This is a genomic window from Dactylosporangium sp. CA-092794, assembly GCF_050948465.1.
Lineage (GTDB): Bacteria > Actinomycetota > Actinomycetes > Mycobacteriales > Micromonosporaceae > Dactylosporangium.
The window spans coordinates 11,795,388-11,812,219 of the sequence record NZ_CP192044.1 but is presented as its reverse complement, the minus strand read 5'-3'; the positions used below and the strand labels follow the sequence as shown (position 1 = coordinate 11,812,219).

15 protein-coding genes are annotated in these 16,832 nt (G+C 73.7%); 11 read left to right on the top strand and 4 right to left on the bottom strand.

Annotated features, from left to right (window positions below):
- Positions 1–301: 301 nt before the first annotated feature.
- The 3 genes from ACQPXD_RS51140 (at position 302) to purE (ending at position 2,804) form a co-directional block, all read left to right on the top strand.
- Entirely contained in the window at positions 302–850 is a 549-nt protein-coding gene (locus tag ACQPXD_RS51140; protein WP_432831614.1) for a hypothetical protein, read from the top strand.
- Positions 851–1,107: 257 nt separating this feature from the next.
- Complete coding sequence (locus tag ACQPXD_RS51135; protein WP_432831612.1) at positions 1,108–2,289, top strand: 5-(carboxyamino)imidazole ribonucleotide synthase; 1,182 nt, start codon at positions 1,108–1,110, stop codon at positions 2,287–2,289.
- Positions 2,286–2,804: a 5-(carboxyamino)imidazole ribonucleotide mutase gene (gene purE / locus ACQPXD_RS51130; RefSeq protein ID WP_432831610.1), complete on the top strand. Its 519-nt coding sequence runs from the start codon at positions 2,286–2,288 to the stop codon at positions 2,802–2,804. Before ACQPXD_RS51135 ends, purE begins: the two co-directional genes overlap by 4 nt.
- Here purE and ACQPXD_RS51125 read toward each other — a convergent pair.
- Positions 2,773–4,137 carry an MDR family MFS transporter gene (locus tag ACQPXD_RS51125; protein ID WP_432831608.1) on the bottom strand — a complete coding sequence of 455 codons (1,365 nt, stop codon included), beginning with the start codon at positions 4,135–4,137 and terminating at the stop codon, positions 2,773–2,775. The two genes, purE and ACQPXD_RS51125, sit on opposite strands and share 32 nt — an antisense overlap.
- An 84-nt stretch (positions 4,138–4,221) precedes the next feature.
- Here ACQPXD_RS51125 and ACQPXD_RS51120 point away from each other — a divergent pair, with 84 nt between their 5' ends.
- From ACQPXD_RS51120 to ACQPXD_RS51110, 3 genes are read left to right on the top strand one after another with little or no spacing between them, the layout of a single operon-like run.
- Complete coding sequence (locus ACQPXD_RS51120) at positions 4,222–4,809, top strand: TetR/AcrR family transcriptional regulator (RefSeq protein ID WP_432831607.1); 588 nt, start codon at positions 4,222–4,224, stop codon at positions 4,807–4,809.
- 28 nt (positions 4,810–4,837) lie between these two features.
- Positions 4,838–5,278, top strand: coding sequence for a MarR family winged helix-turn-helix transcriptional regulator (locus ACQPXD_RS51115; protein ID WP_432831606.1), 441 nt, complete (start codon positions 4,838–4,840; stop codon positions 5,276–5,278).
- Complete coding sequence (locus ACQPXD_RS51110; RefSeq protein ID WP_432831605.1) at positions 5,272–5,838, top strand: exonuclease domain-containing protein; 567 nt, start codon at positions 5,272–5,274, stop codon at positions 5,836–5,838. Before ACQPXD_RS51115 ends, ACQPXD_RS51110 begins: the two co-directional genes overlap by 7 nt.
- A 3-nt stretch (positions 5,839–5,841) precedes the next feature.
- Here the strand turns inward: ACQPXD_RS51110 and ACQPXD_RS51105 are convergent, their stop codons facing one another.
- On the bottom strand, positions 5,842–6,450 hold the full coding sequence (locus ACQPXD_RS51105) for an RNA polymerase sigma factor (RefSeq protein ID WP_432831604.1): 609 nt from the start codon (positions 6,448–6,450) through the stop codon (positions 5,842–5,844).
- 128 nt (positions 6,451–6,578) lie between these two features.
- Between ACQPXD_RS51105 and ACQPXD_RS51100 the strand changes: the two genes are divergently transcribed.
- From ACQPXD_RS51100 to ACQPXD_RS51085, 4 genes are all read left to right on the top strand, one after another.
- Complete coding sequence (locus ACQPXD_RS51100) at positions 6,579–7,097, top strand: SigE family RNA polymerase sigma factor (protein WP_432831603.1); 519 nt, start codon at positions 6,579–6,581, stop codon at positions 7,095–7,097.
- Positions 7,085–7,915, top strand: a complete 831-nt coding sequence (locus ACQPXD_RS51095) for a hypothetical protein (RefSeq protein ID WP_432831601.1) — start codon at positions 7,085–7,087, stop codon at positions 7,913–7,915. The genes ACQPXD_RS51100 and ACQPXD_RS51095 overlap by 13 nt, the downstream gene beginning before the upstream one ends.
- A 92-nt stretch (positions 7,916–8,007) precedes the next feature.
- Entirely contained in the window at positions 8,008–8,301 is a 294-nt protein-coding gene (locus ACQPXD_RS51090; protein WP_432831599.1) for a hypothetical protein, read from the top strand.
- Between the two features lie 49 nt (positions 8,302–8,350).
- On the top strand, positions 8,351–8,473 hold the full coding sequence (locus tag ACQPXD_RS51085; protein ID WP_432831597.1) for a hypothetical protein: 123 nt from the start codon (positions 8,351–8,353) through the stop codon (positions 8,471–8,473).
- A gap of 383 nt (positions 8,474–8,856) precedes the next feature.
- Here the strand turns inward: ACQPXD_RS51085 and ACQPXD_RS51080 are convergent, their stop codons facing one another.
- Together ACQPXD_RS51080 and ACQPXD_RS51075 are read right to left on the bottom strand one after the other, a co-directional pair.
- Entirely contained in the window at positions 8,857–13,884 is a 5,028-nt protein-coding gene (locus ACQPXD_RS51080) for an SCO7613 C-terminal domain-containing membrane protein (RefSeq protein ID WP_432831595.1), read from the bottom strand.
- Between the two features lie 127 nt (positions 13,885–14,011).
- Positions 14,012–15,433, bottom strand: coding sequence for a UDP-glucose dehydrogenase family protein (locus ACQPXD_RS51075; RefSeq protein ID WP_432831593.1), 1,422 nt, complete (start codon positions 15,431–15,433; stop codon positions 14,012–14,014).
- A 184-nt stretch (positions 15,434–15,617) separates the two neighbouring features.
- Between ACQPXD_RS51075 and ACQPXD_RS51070 the strand changes: the two genes are divergently transcribed.
- Complete coding sequence (locus tag ACQPXD_RS51070) at positions 15,618–16,766, top strand: acyl-CoA dehydrogenase family protein (RefSeq protein WP_432844264.1); 1,149 nt, start codon at positions 15,618–15,620, stop codon at positions 16,764–16,766.
- Positions 16,767–16,832 lie beyond the last annotated feature (66 nt).

The window sequence follows — 16,832 nt, the reverse complement described above, 5'->3', positions numbered from 1 at the left end:
GTGCCACCACGGCCTCGCCATGATCGCGGAAGAAATATGTACACATAGGTACATTTCCTCTCCGCGATCATGAGAAACCGGCGTTGTGCCTATCGACTCCAGCATGATCGCGGAGACTTTCGGTCCCGCACTGACGCGCCTTGGCATTCCTCGCCAGGTGGCGCCCGGCGGCACGTGCCAACGATCGCCGAAGTGAGTTCGCCACCGGCGAACGCGGAAGCGTTGGCGCAACGCCGTAACGGTGTAATCGTGTAATCAGCGTTGCTCAAGCAGAGGAGTAATGATGATGCGACGAGGAGATGTGCCGTGGGGGCGCGGCGGTGGGCCGCGCAGTGAGCCGCCGCCCGCCGATGACGCCACCGCCTGGATCGGCGGGGCGCTGCCGGAGGGGTGGTTCCAGGGCCCGGCCGAGGTGACCATCGACCGTGACGAGATCCTGATCCTCGGGCGGCTCAGCGTGCCCACCCTGGCCGAGGACGCCAGCGACGCCGATCGGGCCGCGGCCGAGCAGGGGCGGATCGCCGGGTTCCGCGAGACCACCCGCGACCAGCGGATCGGGATCGCGCAGCAGTTGGAGCGGCGGTATCGCCGGAAGGTCTCCTGGGGTGTCCAGGTCGGCGACGCGCGGGAGCTGTTCACCACCTACTCGGCGCCGGTGATGACCCGGCTGCGGCAGCCCGAGCGGCAGGTGCTCGACACGCTGGTCGACGCCGGCGTGGCGCGGTCGCGGTCGGAGGCGCTCGCCTGGTGCGTGGCGCTCGTCGGCCAGCACGCCGACGCCTGGCTGGCGGAGCTGCGTCAGGCCATGGAGTCGGTGGACGAACTGCGCCGGCGCGGCCCGGCGGTCTGACCGCAACCGGTCGGGGCGGGCCCACCATCGGCACCGCGAAACCAGCAGGCGACACCCGACGGCGCAACCAGCAGGCGGCGCCAGAACGCGAAACCAGAAGGCGAAATCGACAATAGCGCCCGGAAATAAGCGAAAAATCGGATAAGTCCTGACGCCGGAGGCGTCGGGACTTATCCGCATCAACAGCGGGTGACGTGATCAACAGCGGGTGACGTGCGCGGTGGTCGCGACGCCGGAAAGGATAGGCTGGCCAGCCTATGGACACCCGAACCGGACTTCCCGTCGTCGGCATGGTGGGCGGCGGGCAGCTGGCCCGGATGACGCACCAGGCCGCCATCGCCCTCGGTCAGTCGCTGCGCGTGCTGGCCCTCTCGCCCGAGGACGGGGCCGCGCTCGTCGCCGCCGACGTGCGGATCGGGCGGCATGACGATCTTGCCGCGCTGCGGGAGTTCGCCAAGGGGTGCGACGTGGTGACGTTCGATCACGAGCACGTGCCGGGCGATCTCATCCGGGCGCTGGCCGCCGAAGGGCACACCGTGCTGCCGGGAGCGGACGCTCTGCGGTTCGCCCAGAACAAGCGGGCGATGCGCGAGCACCTCGGGGCGCTGGGGTTCCCGATGCCGCAGTGGAGCGCGACCGACCCCGCGGCCTTCGGGGACAAGGTCGGCTGGCCGGTGATCGTGAAGACGGCGACCGGCGGGTATGACGGGCGCGGCGTGTTCGTGGCGGCGTCCGCGGCCGACATCCCGGCTTCGGTGGACGTGGTCGTCGAGGAGTTGGTACCGCTCAAGCGCGAGCTGGCCGCGGTCGTCGCGCGGTCGCCGCTGGGGCAGATCGCGGCGTACCCCATCGTCGAGACCGTGCAGCAGGCCGGCATCTGCGTCGAGGTGCTCGCGCCCGCGCCGGGGCTGGACGAGGACCTCGCCGTGCGGGCGCAGCGGCTGGCGATCGACGTCGCCGTCGCGCTCGGGGTGGTGGGGGTGCTCGCGGTCGAGCTGTTCGAGACGACCGACGGGCGGCTGCTCGTCAACGAGCTCGCGATGCGGCCGCACAACTCCGCGCACTGGACCATCGAGGGGGCCCGGACCTCGCAGTTCGAGCAGCACCTGCGGGCCGTCCTCGACTACCCGATGGGGGAGACCCGGATGACCGCGCCGGCCGTGGTCATGGCCAACGTCCTGGGCCGCCAAGACCGGCCCGTCGACGCTGCGCAAGGACGGCCCGCCCAAGGCGGCGGGAAGCCGGGCGGGATGTCCATCGACGAGCGGCTGCACCACCTGTTCGCCGAGGAGCCGGGGGCCAAGGTGCACCTGTACGGCAAGCAGGTGCGGCCCGGCCGCAAGATCGGCCACGTGACGGTGCTCGGTGACGACCTGGAAGACTGCCGCAGGCGGGCCCGGCGGGCCGCTCGCATCCTCGAGGAGGGGTACCAGCATTGACCGACGTCGGCATCATCATGGGCAGCGACTCCGACTGGCCGGTCATGCGGCTGGCCGCGGAGGCGCTGGACGAGTTCGGCGTGGGCTACGAGGTGCGGGTCGTGTCGGCGCACCGCACGCCGCACCTGATGCTCGACTACGCGGGCGAGGCCGTGGGCCGGGGGCTCAAGGTCATCATCGCCGGGGCGGGCGGCGCCGCGCACCTGCCCGGCATGGTGGCCTCGGCGACGCCGCTGCCGGTCATCGGCGTGCCGGTACCGCTGAAATATCTTGACGGGCTTGACTCGCTGATGTCGATCGTGCAGATGCCCGCCGGCATTCCGGTGGCCACCGTCTCCATCGCGGGCGCGCGCAACGCTGGCCTGCTGGCCGTGCGCATCCTGGCCGCCGCGGACCCCGGACTGCTGGCCAAGGTCCGCGACTTCCAGGAGTCGCTGCGCGCGCTGGTCGCGGAGAAGGACGCGGCGCTGTCCGCGTCGCTGGTCACGCGGGAGCCGGAGCCGGGCTCGGCGTAGGCGATTTCGGCAGCAGTACCGCCGGAACCAGCGCGATCAGCGCGAATCCGGTCGCCCACCAGAAGGTGGTCTGAAACGCCGCCGCCGAGCCGCCCTGGTGCTGCAGGATGACGGCCAGCACGGCCGCCCCGACGGCGCCGCCGACCTGCTGGGCGATGCGCGTGGCGCTGCTGGCGTGCGGTACCTCGGCCCGCTCCAGCCCCTCGAAGGCGCTGGTCATCACGGCGAGCAGCACACCGGTGAGCCCGAAGCCGCGGACCACCAGGGCGAGGGCCAGCGCCCACTCCGGCCAGCCGAGCGCGAACGGCACGGTGCCGGCCAGCGTGATCGCGACGCAGCCGATGACGATCGGGCGCGCGCCGAGCCGCTCGGTGAGTCCGCCCAGCCCGACCCGGACCAGCAGGCTGCCGAGGCCCTGCGGGACCAGCAGCAGGCCGGCGGTGAGCGCGTCCGCGCCGCGGACCTGCTGGTAGTACAACGGCAGCAGCAGCATCGCGCCGAACAGCGCCAGCCCGGACAGGAACAGCAGCGCGGTGGCCGCCCCGAACGAGCGGGACCGGAACAGCCGCAGGTCCACGACCGGCACCGCCGGCGTGCGCAGCGAGTGCCACACGAACCCGGCCATCAGCACGACGAACGCGGCCAGCGGCAGCAGCACGTGCACGTCGCCGGCGCCGCCGCGGGCCGGGACCTGCGAGAGGCCGTAGATCCCGGCGGCCAGCCCGGGCGAGAGCAGCAGCAGGCCGGTGACGTCGAGGCGGTAGGCGTCGCCGCGGTTGTCGAGCGCGGCCGGCATCCCCCGCCAGGCCACCAGCAGCCCGGCCGCGCAGATCGGCACGTTGACCAGGAACACCCACCGCCAGCTCGCGTGGCCGACGATGAGCCCGCCGATCACCGGGCCGAGCAGCGGGCCGACCAGCGCGGGCAGGCTGATCGTGGCCATCAGCCGGCCCAGCGGCCGGCCGTGCGCGGCCTGCACCAGCAGGGTCTGCATGATCGGGATCATCAGCCCGGCGCCCAGCCCCTGCAGGGCGCGGAACGCGATCAGCGCGCCGACGTTCCACGCGACCGCGCACAGCGCCGAGCCGGCCAGGAACAGCGCGAGCGAGCACAGCCACATGCGCTTGCCGCCGAAGCGCGCCACCGACCAGCCGGTGAGCGGGATGGCGGCGGCGAGCGCGAGCAGGTACGCGGTGACGACCCACTGCACGTCGGCCACCGGCGCGTGCAGGTCCCTGCCCAGCGCGTCGAGGGCGACGTTGACGATCGTGGTGTCGAGCACCGGCGCCACCACGCCGATGATGAGGATCGCGGCGAGTTTGCCGAGACTCATGGGATTGCCTCCTTAGGAGACGGTACGTCTCTTTCCTGTTCGACTATAGTGGAAGAAGAGACGGATCGTCTCCAACTGGAGGTGATGGAGATCACGACGCAACGCCGCCGGGGCGCGGAGCTGGAGGCCGCCCTGCTGGACGCGGTCTGGGCGGAGCTCGCCGAGAAGGGCTACCTCGGCCTGACCATGGAGGGCGTCGCGGCCCGGGCCAGCACCGGCAAGCAGGTCCTCTACCGCCGCTGGCCCAGCCGCCCCCAGATGGTCCTGGCCGCCGTGCGGCACCGCTGGTCATCCCTCGCCGACGACCTGCCCGACACCGGCTCGCTGCGCGAGGACGTGCTGGTGCTGATGGGCCGCATGGCGCAGCGCTTCGACCAGCTGGGCCCCGACCTGATCAACGGCCTGCTGGCCGACGCGGACGCGGGCGAGGCGATGCCGGAGGCCCAGGGCCGCATGGCCGAGGCGATGGCCGCGGTCCTGTCCCGCGCCGTCGCCCGCGGCGAGGCCGACCCGGCCCGGCTGACCCCGCGCGTCGCGACCCTGCCCAGCGACCTGCTCCGGCACGAGCTCCTGCTTTACCGCCACCGCCCCACCACGCAGACCATCACCGAGATCGTCGACGACATCTTCCTGCCCCTCGTCGCCCGGCATCCTGAATCGTTCGGAGCATGAATCGATTCGGGGCTTTATCATTGCGTGGGTGAGCGATGAGGCCGAGGAACCGGGGCCGGCCGACACGGTGGTGTTCAAGCTCGGCGCCATCGGGGCCGTGGCCACCGACATGCTCGCCGCGCGCATCGAGGGCGACGGCCTCAAGCTCCGGCACACCCGGCTGCTGACCGCGCTCGCCACCGCCGGTGCCGCCTCGCAGCACGAGCTGGCCGGGCGGCTCGGGGTCGCGCCGAGCCTCGTCGTCTCGCTCGCCGACCACCTCGAGGCGCTCGGCGCGATCCGGCGGGTGCGGGACACCGGCGACCGGCGGCGACAGATCCTCCGGCTCACCGACCGGGGGCGCGAGCTGCTCGACAAGTGCCGGGCCACGGCGCTCACGGTGGAGGCCGAGCTGCTGGAGAGCCTGTCCGCGGCCGAGCGGGCCGCGCTGGACAAGGCGCTGACCAAGCTCACCCGCGCGTGGTGCTGAGGACCGGGGGGACGATGGGCCGGCTGCTCAACGTGATCGACGTCGAGGCGACCTGCTGGGACGGGGTACCGCCGCCCGGGCAGGTCAGCGAGATCATCGAGATCGGCGTGTGCGTGGTCGACCTCGACGCGGGGGAGCGGACCGGGCGGGACCGGATCCTGGTGCGGCCGGAGCGGTCGGCGGTGAGCGCGTTCTGCACCGAGCTGACCGGGATCACCCCCGCGGAGGCGGCGGGCGGGGTGACGTTCGCCGAGGCGTGCCGGCTGCTGATCGAGCGCCACCGCTCCGACTCCCGGCCCTGGGCGAGCTGGGGCGACTACGACCGCAAACAGTTCTCGCGGCAGTGCGAGGGATCCCGGCGGTACCCCTTCGGATCGGTCCATCACAACGCCAAGATCGTGTTCGCCGAGGCGCTCGGCCGGCGGCGGCAAGGCATGGCCGGCGCCCTGGAGAGCGCCGGCCTGCCGTTGGAGGGTCGGCACCACAACGGTGCCGACGACGCGTGGAACATCGGTGCGCTCGTGCTGTACCTGGCCGAGCGCGGCCGGTGGCCCGGCTGAGGGCTACGGCGCCTGCCCGGCCCGGTCGACGATCGCCACCCGCAGCACGGCCGTCCACTCGATCACGTCGCCCGCCTTCAGCCCGTCGCCGTCGCGGACCTGCCGCCGGGCCCGGTGCGGCCGCGAGCGCACCGTGCCCAGCCGGATCCCGAGGGTCTCGGCCACCTCCTCGTAGCTGCAGTCGCCCCACGCGATCAGCAGCAGCACGTCGCGGTCGCCCCGCGACAGCCGGGCCAGCGCCCCGGCGAGTGGCCCGTGCAGGGCCTGCGCGGTCACCGCGGCATCCACCCGGTCGGCGAAGCCGGGAACGACGTCGTCGACCCCCGTCCGGGCCAGGGCGCGGTAGCGGGCGGCCTCCGCGCGGTGCCAGCGGGCCAGCTCCCGGGTCAGGATCCCGAAGAGCCACGGCCGCGCGCCGGCCCGCTCCGCGTCGTAGCGGTGCCGGTGCCGGAACGCCGCCAGGAACGTCTCCGCGACGGCGTCCTCGGCCAGCTGCGGGCCGACCCTGCGGTACGCGTACCGGTAGAGCTGGGCCGCGTACCGGTCGTACAGCACGGCGAACAGCTCCGGGTCCCGCAGCGCCGCCGCGTCGTCGACACCCGGTTCGATCATCACCACGGTTCCATCCGACTTCCTCCCGTCCCAGCCAGAAACGTGACACCCATGTCTCTGCGCGAGGCGGGCGCCGGGTTCTCGCCCGGGCAGGCAACCCGCCGGGGCGGGGCGCGTGTCTGCAGGGTATGGCAACCGACGTCGAGGGCTTCCGCGCGTATGTGACCGGCCGCCTGCCGGCCCTGCGCCGGGTCGCCTACCTGCTCTGCGGCGACTGGCACCGCGCCGACGACGTGCTGTCGGCGGCGCTGGTGCGCATCCTGCAGCACTGGCCGCGGGTGGCCGCCGCGGACGACATCGACGCCTACGTACGCCGGGTGCTGGTCCGCACCATGCTCAACGAACAGCGAAGGCCCTGGCGCCGGGAGCAGCCTGCCGCGGTGGTACCGCACGTGCCGGACCCCGCCGCCGCCCCGGACCTCGTCGCCGACCGTCTTGCCCTGTCCGCGCTGCTGGCCGAGCTGCCCCCGCGCCGGCGGGCGGTGCTGGTCCTGCGCTACTGCTGCGACCTGTCGGTGGAGGAGACGGCGCAGGCCCTGCACTGCAGCACCGGCACGGTCAAGAGCCAGGCCGCCCGGGGCCTGGCCACCCTGCGCGAGCGCCTGGCCGACCGCGACGCGACGGAGGAGACGTCATGGACCCGCTGATCGACGGGCTGCGCACGCTCGACCCCGCGGCCCCGCCGCCGCGCCTCGACCTCGATACGGTGATCGCCCACGGGCTGCGCCGCCGCGCCCACGCCCGCCTCGCCACCGCCGCCGGCGCCGCCGTGCTCGCCGTCCTGCTCGTCGCGGCGGTCGGCGCGGTGCTGGCGCTGCGGCCCGACCCGCCCGCGATGACGGTGGCCCCGAACTGCGCCGCCCTCCTGCCCTTCCGGCCGCCCGGCTCCGCCGCGCGGGTGCCGGCCCGCACCCCGCCCACGGCCGCGCCGGCGCCCGGCGCCCACCTCCCGTCCGAGCCGCCCGAGGCCGGGGTCATCCGGCTCACCGCGGCCCTGCGCGCGGCGCTGCACACCGCGCTGCCGGGCGCCCTGACGGTGACCGGCGGCACCTGCGACGAGGACTGGTCGATGGACGCTCTCGGCGGCGGCTACGCGGCGAATCTCGACGTGTACGACGCCTCGGGCCTGCAGCACCTCTCCGTGGCCCTGCTGCCGGAGCCGCCGCCGGCCGACGACGCCTGCCTGCAGCGGCCCCGGAACAGCACCTGCGTCCGCAGCGTGCTGGACGACGGCACGGTCGTCTACGACCGGGTCGAGATCTTCTCCGCGCCCGCGCTCACCACCAGTGTGCAGGCGTGGCGCCCGGACGGCACCGAGGTCCGGGTCTCGCTGGACAACTACACGGTGGATCAGAGCCGGCCGGACGTCGTGCCGTCGCATGCGCTGACCCGGCCCGGGCCCAGCCTCAGCCTCGGCGAGCTGCGTGACGTGGCACTCAACCCGGCATTGACCCTCTTTCCCTGACGGATCATCCGGCATCAATCGAATTCGGTGATCCCTAGCGGGCTCTGCGTAGCGGTACAGTGTCCGCGACGCTGGAACGGTGAGGGGGATCGATGTCCGAATATTCGGCGGTCGGCGGGCTCGAGTCGTTCGAGTGGAGCCGGCGCGACGCGGCGCGGTACCACGCGGCCATTGAAGCCATCGAGGAGGCGATCGCCTGCTACACCCGGCTACGCAACCGCGCCGTGACCTCCGGCAATGCCGCCGAGTCGGAGCGGTTGCAGGTCGAGCAGTCCGTCTGCATCGCCGAGCAGCAGCGGCTGCGGGTGGACGACCCGGCCAACGTCACCCGGGTGCTGACCGACTACCCACCGCTGATCGCCTGGCTGCGCCAGCGCATCGGCTGAGCCGCGCTCGGCACGGTTGCCCAGGCCCCGCCCGGGGTAGGTTGCGCTCATGCGGATCGGCAACGTCGAAATCCGCCCCCTGGGCGGCGGCCTGGGCTGCCTGCTGATGATCCTGGCCTCGCTGCTGCTGTCGGCGATCTGCACCCTCGCCGCCAACACCCTCCTCCGCTGACGGAGGTCAGGGCACGCGGTGATGATCCGCCGGCCCCGATCGCAACAGCCAGGCCAGCGGCTTCTGCGCGCAACCTCCGCTCTGGGCGGCCGGGCCGGACGTATGTCTCCGTGATCATGATGCCCGTCGTGGCCGCGCACCGGGTTTGCCATGATCCCGGAGACTTGTGGTACACGGGGGTACATCACCACTCCGTGATCATGAAAAACCGTTGGTGTCGACGCCGGGTTGCGCATGATCACGGAGACTTCCGGTCGCTGCGCCGTGCCTCGCGGGGTGCGGGTGAGCGCGGCGGCTACGGGCCGGCCACCCCAGACCGTACGCGGCGGACACGCCGAGCTCATACACCACGCCGGCGGACGTGAACCCCTGGTCGGCGGGGATCAGCGCATGCCGCGGTAGACGCCGCGGAGGCGGTCCAGGCGTTGGCGCTGCTCGTAGGTGGCGCCGAGGATCACCAGGAGCACGCCGGTGCCGGTGAAGAGCAGCAGCATCAGCCACAGCGGCAGACCGATGCGGAACAGCTCGTTCACCGTCGCGATCACCGTCACCGCCGCGCCTACCGCCACCGGGGCCTTCTGCTGGCGTACCGCGCCGATCGCGACCGTGATCACCCCGGCCAGGATGAGCAGCACGCGGCGCAGCTCCGGGGTGCCGGGCTGGGCCACCGCGATCACCAGGCTCGGCGCGAAGCCCGCGACCAGGGCCGGACCGTAGGCGAGCCAGCTGCCCAGCTCCGGGCGGTTGCGGATCTCGATCAGGCCGGTGATCAGGGCCAGGGCGGCGAACGGCAGCGTGTACGCCTCGGGCAGGGCCACCCGGACGGTGATGAGCAGCAGCCAGATGGCCAGCAGCTCGGCGACCGAGGCCGCGATGATGAGCGCGGTCCGGTGCCGCGGGCTGCGGCCCTTGCGGGCCGCGGACAGGCCCAGGACGGCGCCGACCGCGGTCAGCGCGGCCGCGGTGTGCGACGGCGAGCCGAGGGTGAGCAGCACGGCGATGGCGGCGCCGGCGTAGCCCGCGGCCTCGACGGTCAGGGCCTCGCGGTTGATCGTGTCGCTGGGCCGCAGCCGGGGCAGCGCCGCGCCCAGGACCAGCAGCGCGGTGGCGACGATGAGCAGCGGGAACGCGCACTGCTTGAGGCCCAGGCCGGCGGCCAGGCCCGCGGCGATGGCGAAGCCCTCGGCGGTCGAGGCGGCCACGTGCCAGCCGAGCATGCGCGCGGTCGCGGTCTTGCCCCAGATGCCGCCGATCGCGCCGACCACGACCGAGCCGGCCAGCCAGGCCAGGGTCTGGCTGCGGGTGGCCAGGCTGCCCGCGCCGCCGGCGCCCGCGGCCAGGACCGCGATCGCGAACACCAGGCGCCGGGCGCCGATCATGAGGCGGGCGTCGGCGGTCTCGGACTCGGGCGGTGGGAGGGTCAGGGCCAGGCCGAGGCCGGCGATGGTGGCCACGAGCAGGGCGAGGGTGGGCTGGACCGGCCACGGGGCGGCGAACGCCGCCGGGGCGATGAGCAGGGTGAGGGAGATGCCCGGCACGACGATCGCGACCGCGCGGCTGGCCACCGCCTGGCCGGTGCCGCCGAGCCCGACGGCCATCAGCGCGCCGGCCACGGTGAGCAGGAAGGCGCCCAGCACGTGGGTGCTGTTCCCGGCGAAGCGCCCGAGGTCGCCCAGGTCCGCGGCGGTCTGCGGGGTGCCGGTCCAGGGATGTTCGATCCAGCGGTACGGCCCGGCCAGCGCGGCGAGCAGCGCGGGCGCGATGAAGACCACGACGATGCCGGCCGGCACGCCCGCGGCGGCGGCGACGCCGAGGGCGAAGTTGCGCGGGATGCGCGACTGCTCCCACCGGGTGACCGGGCTGCCGGTGCGGTCGGGGCGGAAACCGCGGGCCGCCTCGGGCTCGGCCGGGCGGTACCAGTTGGCCCGCAGCAACTCGGCGAGCACGCCGAGCAGCGCCGCGGCGGCCGCGTAGACGACCGCGCCGTCGCGCTGGACGATCAGCGCGGCGACCGCGGTCGTCGTGGCCGACACGGCGACGCCGCCGCTGACGTACGGCATGAAGCCCGGCGCCTGCTGGGCCAGGGCCGCGGCGGCGGCGAGCCCGACGGCGGCGGTGGCCAGGGCGGCGATGAGGATCGTGCTGGGCCGGTCCGGATACAGGCTGCCGACCATGGCCGCGGCCGCGCCGGTGAAGGCGAACAGCGCGCCGGCCACCCCGGCCCCGCCGACCGCGCTCAGCGGGCCGTCGTCCGGCTCGTTGCGGCGCAGCGCGTTGGCGCGGGCCAGGCCGGCGATGATCGCGCCGCTGACGCCGAGCGCGGCGAGGGTGCCGGCGGTGGCACCGGGGCGGACCAGGGCCGCGCCGGCCGCGTACAGACCGGCCACGAGGGCGGCGCCGAGCCGGGTGTAGGCGCCGCGCCAGCTGCGGGCGAAGCTCGCCCACACGGCCACGCCGGTGGCGGCGAGCCAGCCGATGAACATCGGGGCCTGCCAGCCCAGGCCGAGGCCGACCGGGGCGCCGAGGGTGGCCAGCACGACGGCGGCGGAGGCGGTGTCGTCGCCGTAGGGCTGCGGCAGCGCGACCGCGGCCGCGCCCGCGAGCAGCAGCAGGGCGATCGGCACCTGCCAGCCGAACTCGGCCAGGCCCTGCGCGGTGCTCGCCCACTGCGGGCCGAGGTCGGCGTGCCAGGGCGGGTTCGCGGCGCGGATGACCCCGATGGCGCCGACGACGGACAGCGCGCCGGCGTAGAGGCCGGTGCCGAAGCCGACCATCGCCGCGCCCGCGACCGGGCCGCGGCGCCAGTCCTCGGGCAGCGTGCGGGCGGCGACCGCGACCACGAAGACCAGCAGCGCGAGGGTGACCACCTCGATGCCGGCGGCGGCGAGCGAGACGGCGCGGGCGACCGCGCTGATGGCGGCGATCGTGACGGCCGCGGCGGCCGCGTCGGCGCCGGTGAACTCGAAGCCGAAGGTGCGCCGGTCGTCCATCCGCGGCGCGGCCCACAGGGTGATCGCGGCGATCACCATGAGCAGGCCGATGACCAGGTCGATCGTGGTGGCGCCGTCGGCGATGAGGGTGGCCGCGCCGACCGCGGCCGCGCCGGCGGTGGCCCCGGCCAGCAGCGGCCGGCTCGGCGTGCCGCGGGCGACCTGGGTGAGCGCGGCGACGCCGAGGCTCACCGCCAGCGCGAGGAAGCTCAGCACCAGGATCACCGTGGCGCCGCCGGGCAGTTCGGCGAAGACGATCGCGGCGGCGGACGCGGCCGCGCCGGGCAGGGCGAAGATCGCGCCGCCGGCCGCGGCGTCGCCGACCCGCTGGGTGGCGGCGAGCCGGTTGCCGTCGGTCTGGTGCGGGCGGGGCAGCAGCGCGATCGCGGCGCCGGCGAGGGTGATCGCGGTGAGGGTGATGGTCGTCGCGGCCGGGCGGGCCAGGCTGGCCGCGGCCGCGTACATGCCCAGGACCAGGGCGGCGGCCAGGCAGCACCACACCGTGCGCGCCGCGCGGACGCGCAGGGCGAGCGCGCCGGCCGCGATGGCGCCGCTGACCGTCAGCGCCGGGATCGCCATCCAGCTCAGCCCCAGCGCGGAGGGCGCGATGAGCAGGGCCAGCGTGGCGCCGACGACGGCGATGTCGGCGCGCAGCTCGTCCGGGGACAGCGGCGGGATCAGCCCGCCGCGCAGCGGGACGGCCACCGGCTCGTTGCGGCCGCTGAGCATGAGGATGCAGGCGCCGGTCAGCAGGATCACGGCGATGACGTACTGCCACCCGTCGGCACCCACCGCCTGCTGCACGCGGCTTTGGTACGCCCCGAGGTCGGCGTGCCACACCGGCCACGCGGAGCGCAGCGGTGCGGCCACCCCTTCGGCGGCCCGGGTGAAGACGAGCAGCGTGGCGCCGGCGGCCGAGGCGGAGACCGCGTAGCGCGGGCCGCGGCGGACGTCGGAGGGCAGGAGCGGTACCCCCGCGGCGGCGACGGTCACCGCGAGAGCCAGGAAGAGTGGCGTCGAGCCGGGCAGCCACACCGAGCCGACCCGCGCGATCGCCACGATGACCGCCGCGGTGGCGATGCCGGTCGCGATGTCGGGCAGCGATCCCGCGATCCCGGGCCGGCGCGGCCCGCCGGTGCGCCAGGCCAGCGCGCCACCGACGCCGAGGCCGGCGGCGGCGAGCATCGCGCCGGCCGCCTGCAGCGTCGCGACCGGCTCGCCGGTGCTGGCCAGCCCGACCGCGGCGGTGAGCAGGGCGAGCGCGAAGGCGAGGGCGAACAGGCCCCAGGCCAGGTCGCGCATGAGCCCGTCGGCGATGCGGTTGGTCCGGCCGGTGTGGGTAGGTTCGTCCTCGGCGTCGGCGTTCTCGTGGTGGGCGTCGACGCGGCGCTGCACGGACTGCTTGAGCGCCACGGCGAACCCGAGGTCGATGAGCGCCACCCCGGACAGGGCCACGGACCAGCCGGTCGGGCCGTGGATCGCGTCGAAGGCGAGCAGCGGCAGCACCGGCTGCAGCGCGAGCAGGGTGGCGTAGCGCGACGCGATGAGGTGGCTCTGCATGCTGTACACGGCGGCGACGCCCGCGGTGACCAGGCACACGATGCCCAGATAGGTGCGCAGCGGCGGCCCGTCGGCGCCGAGCAGCTTCTCGGAGCGCACCACGTAGCCGTCGAGCAGCACGAGCAGCAGGGCCACCGAGGCGACGGTCTCGGCGGTGGCGCTCAGCCCGCGCCGTACCAGCACCAGCGGCAGGGCCAGGGCGATGGCGGTGATGGCGGCCAGCGACAGGATCCGCCCGACCGTGCCGACCGAGCCGAACGCGTCGAGGGTGAGCACGATCGCGGCGCCGCCGAGCAGCAGGCCGCCCAGGGCCAGCACGGAGGCCTGCATGCTGCTCCGCGTGGCCTCGGGCTGGTCGGCGCCGGGCGGGCCACCCGTGCCGTCGCGGGGCGGGCGGCGCATCTGCGGCAGCTGGGCGCTGCGGGGCCGTTCGGGGGCGATGACCGGGCGGGACGGGCCGCCCTCCGGCGCGTCCGTGGCGTGGCCGGACTCGAGCGCGTGGGGGGCCCTGGGGGAGTACCGCTGCTGGGGCTGGGGTATCTCGGCGGTCACCGCGGCCGGCGGTGTGCTCTCCCGGGAGCGGCCCAGCAGCGGACGCTTGGTGTGGGCCGACTGCTCGGCCTCGACCGCGGCGCGGACCTTGCGCCGCAGGTTGTCGCGCTGCGCGGAGACGTGGGCCAGCTGCTTGCGCAGGATCTGGGTGTCCTCGGTGATCTCGCGCTTCTTTTGTTCCAGCGACGCGACCGTGCGCTGGAACAGAGCGAGTGCGGCCGCGTCCGGGTCGTGCGGCCGGCCGCAGTTACGGCAGCCGGTGGTCTCGGTGGCCGGCCCACCGCACGCCGGGCACGGATACGTCTCCACGCCACTCCTCCCCCGGTGTTGCCGGCCGGGGTACCGCTGGTGTGGTACCCCGGCCGTTCACGCCCTACTGGGAAGAATGCCTTGTTTCGCGTGGCGACGAAAGCGAAGCGCCCGTTTGGGAGATTCTCTATGAAACGACGGGGCGCCCCATGCCGCGGTACTCCCACCCGGCCGCGACCCAGACGGCCTGGTCAAGGCAGTTGCGGCCGTCGATGACCTTCTTCGTGGCGACCAGCTGGGCCAGCGACTTGGGGTCGGTGTTGCGGAACTCCTCCCACTCCGTGAGCACGCAGACCAGGTCGGCCCCGGTGACGGCATCGGTGAGGGTCTTGGCGTAGGCGACCTCGCCGACATCGGTGCGGGCGTTGTCCATGCCCTCGGGGTCGTACACCGTGACGTCGGCGCCGGAGCGGGACAGCTTGCGCACCACCGACAGGGCGGGCGAGTCGCGCACGTCGTCGGAGTTGGGCTTGAAGGTCGCGCCCAGCACGGTGATGCGGGTGCCGGCCAGGTCGGGTCCGGCCGGGCCGTAGCCGCGGCCGAGCAGCTCCGCGGAGAGCTGGACGATCTTCTGCCGGCGACGCTGGTTGATCAGGTCGACCTCGTGCAGGAACCGCAGCGCCTCGCCGACACCGAGCTCCTGGGCGCGGGCCTGGAACGCGCGGATGTCCTTGGGCAGGCAGCCGCCGCCGAAGCCGACGCCGGCGCGCAGGAACTTGTTGCCGATGCGGGCGTCGTAGCCGATCGAGCGGGCCAGCTGGGTCACGTCGGCGCCGGCCGCCTCACAGACCTCGGCCATCGCGTTGATGAACGAGATCTTGGTGGCCAGGAACGCGTTGGCGGCGACCTTGACCAGCTCCGCCGTGGCGAAGTCGGTGATCACCACCGGCACCTCGCGGTCCTCGGTCACGGCCAGGTCGAACACGCCCTTGTGGGCGGCGTAGAGCATGGCGTTGGCCCACTCGGACTTGATGCCGAAGATGACCCGGTTGGGCCGCAGCACGTCCTCGACGGCGACGCCCTCCTGCAGGAACTCGGGGCTCCAGGCCACCTCGACGCCCAGGCCCTCCGGGGTGTGCCGCTCGACGATCTGCTCGAGCCACTCGGCGGTGCCGACCGGGACGGTCGACTTGCCCACGATCAGCGCCTTGCGGTTCAGCAGCCGTGCGAGATTCGTCACGGCGCTCTCCACGTGGGAGAGGTCCGCGGCCATGCCGTCGGGGCGCTGCGGGGTGCCGACACAGATGAAGTGGATGTCGCCGAACTCCGCGACCTCCGCGTAGGAGGTGGTGAAGCGCAACCGCCCGGCCGAGAGGTTCTTGCGCAGCAGTTCGTCCAGGCCGGGCTCGTGGAACGGCACGTCGCCGCCGGCCAGCTTGGCGATCTTGGCTTCGTCGATGTCGAAGCCCAGCACCTCATAGCCGAGCTCGGCGAAACAGATCGCATAGGTCGCGCCCAGGTAGCCGGTGCCCAGGAAGGTCAACCGGGGCCGCGCCGAGCCGGACGGCGGTGCAACGACGGGTGGTGTGCTGGGATACGCGATGGTCACGCCTAGTCTCCGCTCGATCGAGGTCCGCTCCGCGGCCCTGCTCCGTAGGCCGGGCCGACGTTGCCACGGCGAGGATAGTCCCTCAGTCTTCCCCGCGCCTCTGGCCGCTTTGTTACTTATCGGTATGCTCACATCGGCGAACCGCTGAACGGCGGTTCAGGGGTGCGTGACGAGGGAGTTTGCCGTGTTCGACGTCTACCAGTTGCCCGAAGAGCACGCGGCGGTGCGTGAGGCGGTCCGTGCGGTATGTGACGGCAAGGTCGCGCCCAACGCGGCTACGGCGGACGAGACCGCCGAGTTCCCGCAGGCGTCCTACGACGCGCTGCGGGCGTCGGACTTCCACGCCCCGCACATCCCCGTCGAGTACGGCGGCGCCGGCGCGGACGCCGTCGCCACCGCGATCGTGATCGAGGAGGTCGCCCGGGCCTGCGCCTCGTCCTCGCTCATCCCGGCCGTCAACAAGCTCGGCACCCTGCCGCTGTTACTGGCCGGCGCCGAGGACATCAAGCGGCGCTACCTGCCGCCGGTCGCCCGCGGCGACGCCATGTTCTCCTACTGCCTGTCGGAGCCCGACGCGGGCAGCGACGCCGCCGGTATGAAGACCCGCGCCGAGCTCGACGGCGACACGTGGGTGCTCAACGGCGTCAAGCGCTGGATCAGCAACGCCGGCGTGAGCGAGTACTACACGGTGTTCGCGGTCACCGACCCCGCCGCGCGCTCCCGCGGCATTTCGGCGTTCGTTGTGGAGAAGTCGGATCCGGGCGTGTCCTTCGGCGCGCCGGAGAAGAAGCTGGGCATCAAGGGCAGCCCGACCCGCGAGGTGTACCTCGACAACGTCCGCATCCCCGCCGACCGCATCATCGGCGAGCCGGGCACCGGCTTCGCCACGGCCATGCGCACTCTCGACCACACCCGCGTGACGATCGCCGCCCAGGCGGTGGGCATCGCCCAGGGCGCGCTGGACTACTCGCTGGGCTACGTGCAGGAGCGCAAGCAGTTCGGCAAGCCCATCGCCGACTTCCAGGGTATCCAGTTCATGCTCGCCGACATGGGCATGAAGCTGGAGGCCGCCCGCCAGCTCACCTACACCGCCGCCGCCAAGTCCGAGCGCGGCGACGCCGACCTGACCTACTTCGGCGCCGCCGCGAAGTGCTTCGCCTCCGACGCGGCCATGTCGATCACGACGGACGCCGTCCAACTGCTCGGCGGCTACGGCTACACCCGCGACTTCCCCCTGGAGCGCATGATGCGCGACGCGAAGATCACCCAGATCTACGAGGGCACCAACCAGGTCCAGCGCATCGTCATGGCCCGCCAGCTCCTCAAGGGCTGACCGGACACGCTTTGCGGCTCCGTCCCATGGCGAGCGGCCGCTACGGCGGAAGGGCGCATGACGCGC

Excerpts from the sequence above, each read along its gene's own strand:
- ACQPXD_RS51125 (WP_432831608.1), bottom strand. The coding sequence starts at position 4,137 with ATGAGTCTCGGCAAACTCGCCGCGATCCTCATCATCGGCGTGGTGGCG.
- ACQPXD_RS51135 (WP_432831612.1), top strand. The coding sequence starts at position 1,108 with ATGGACACCCGAACCGGACTTCCCGTCGTCGGCATGGTGGGCGGCGGG.
- ACQPXD_RS51085 (WP_432831597.1), top strand. The coding sequence starts at position 8,351 with ATGCGGATCGGCAACGTCGAAATCCGCCCCCTGGGCGGCGGCCTGGGC.
- ACQPXD_RS51105 (WP_432831604.1), bottom strand. The coding sequence starts at position 6,450 with ATGATCGAACCGGGTGTCGACGACGCGGCGGCGCTGCGGGACCCGGAG.
- ACQPXD_RS51120 (WP_432831607.1), top strand. The coding sequence starts at position 4,222 with ATGGAGATCACGACGCAACGCCGCCGGGGCGCGGAGCTGGAGGCCGCC.
- ACQPXD_RS51095 (WP_432831601.1), top strand. The coding sequence starts at position 7,085 with ATGGACCCGCTGATCGACGGGCTGCGCACGCTCGACCCCGCGGCCCCG.
- ACQPXD_RS51100 (WP_432831603.1), top strand. The coding sequence starts at position 6,579 with ATGGCAACCGACGTCGAGGGCTTCCGCGCGTATGTGACCGGCCGCCTG.
- ACQPXD_RS51090 (WP_432831599.1), top strand. The coding sequence starts at position 8,008 with ATGTCCGAATATTCGGCGGTCGGCGGGCTCGAGTCGTTCGAGTGGAGC.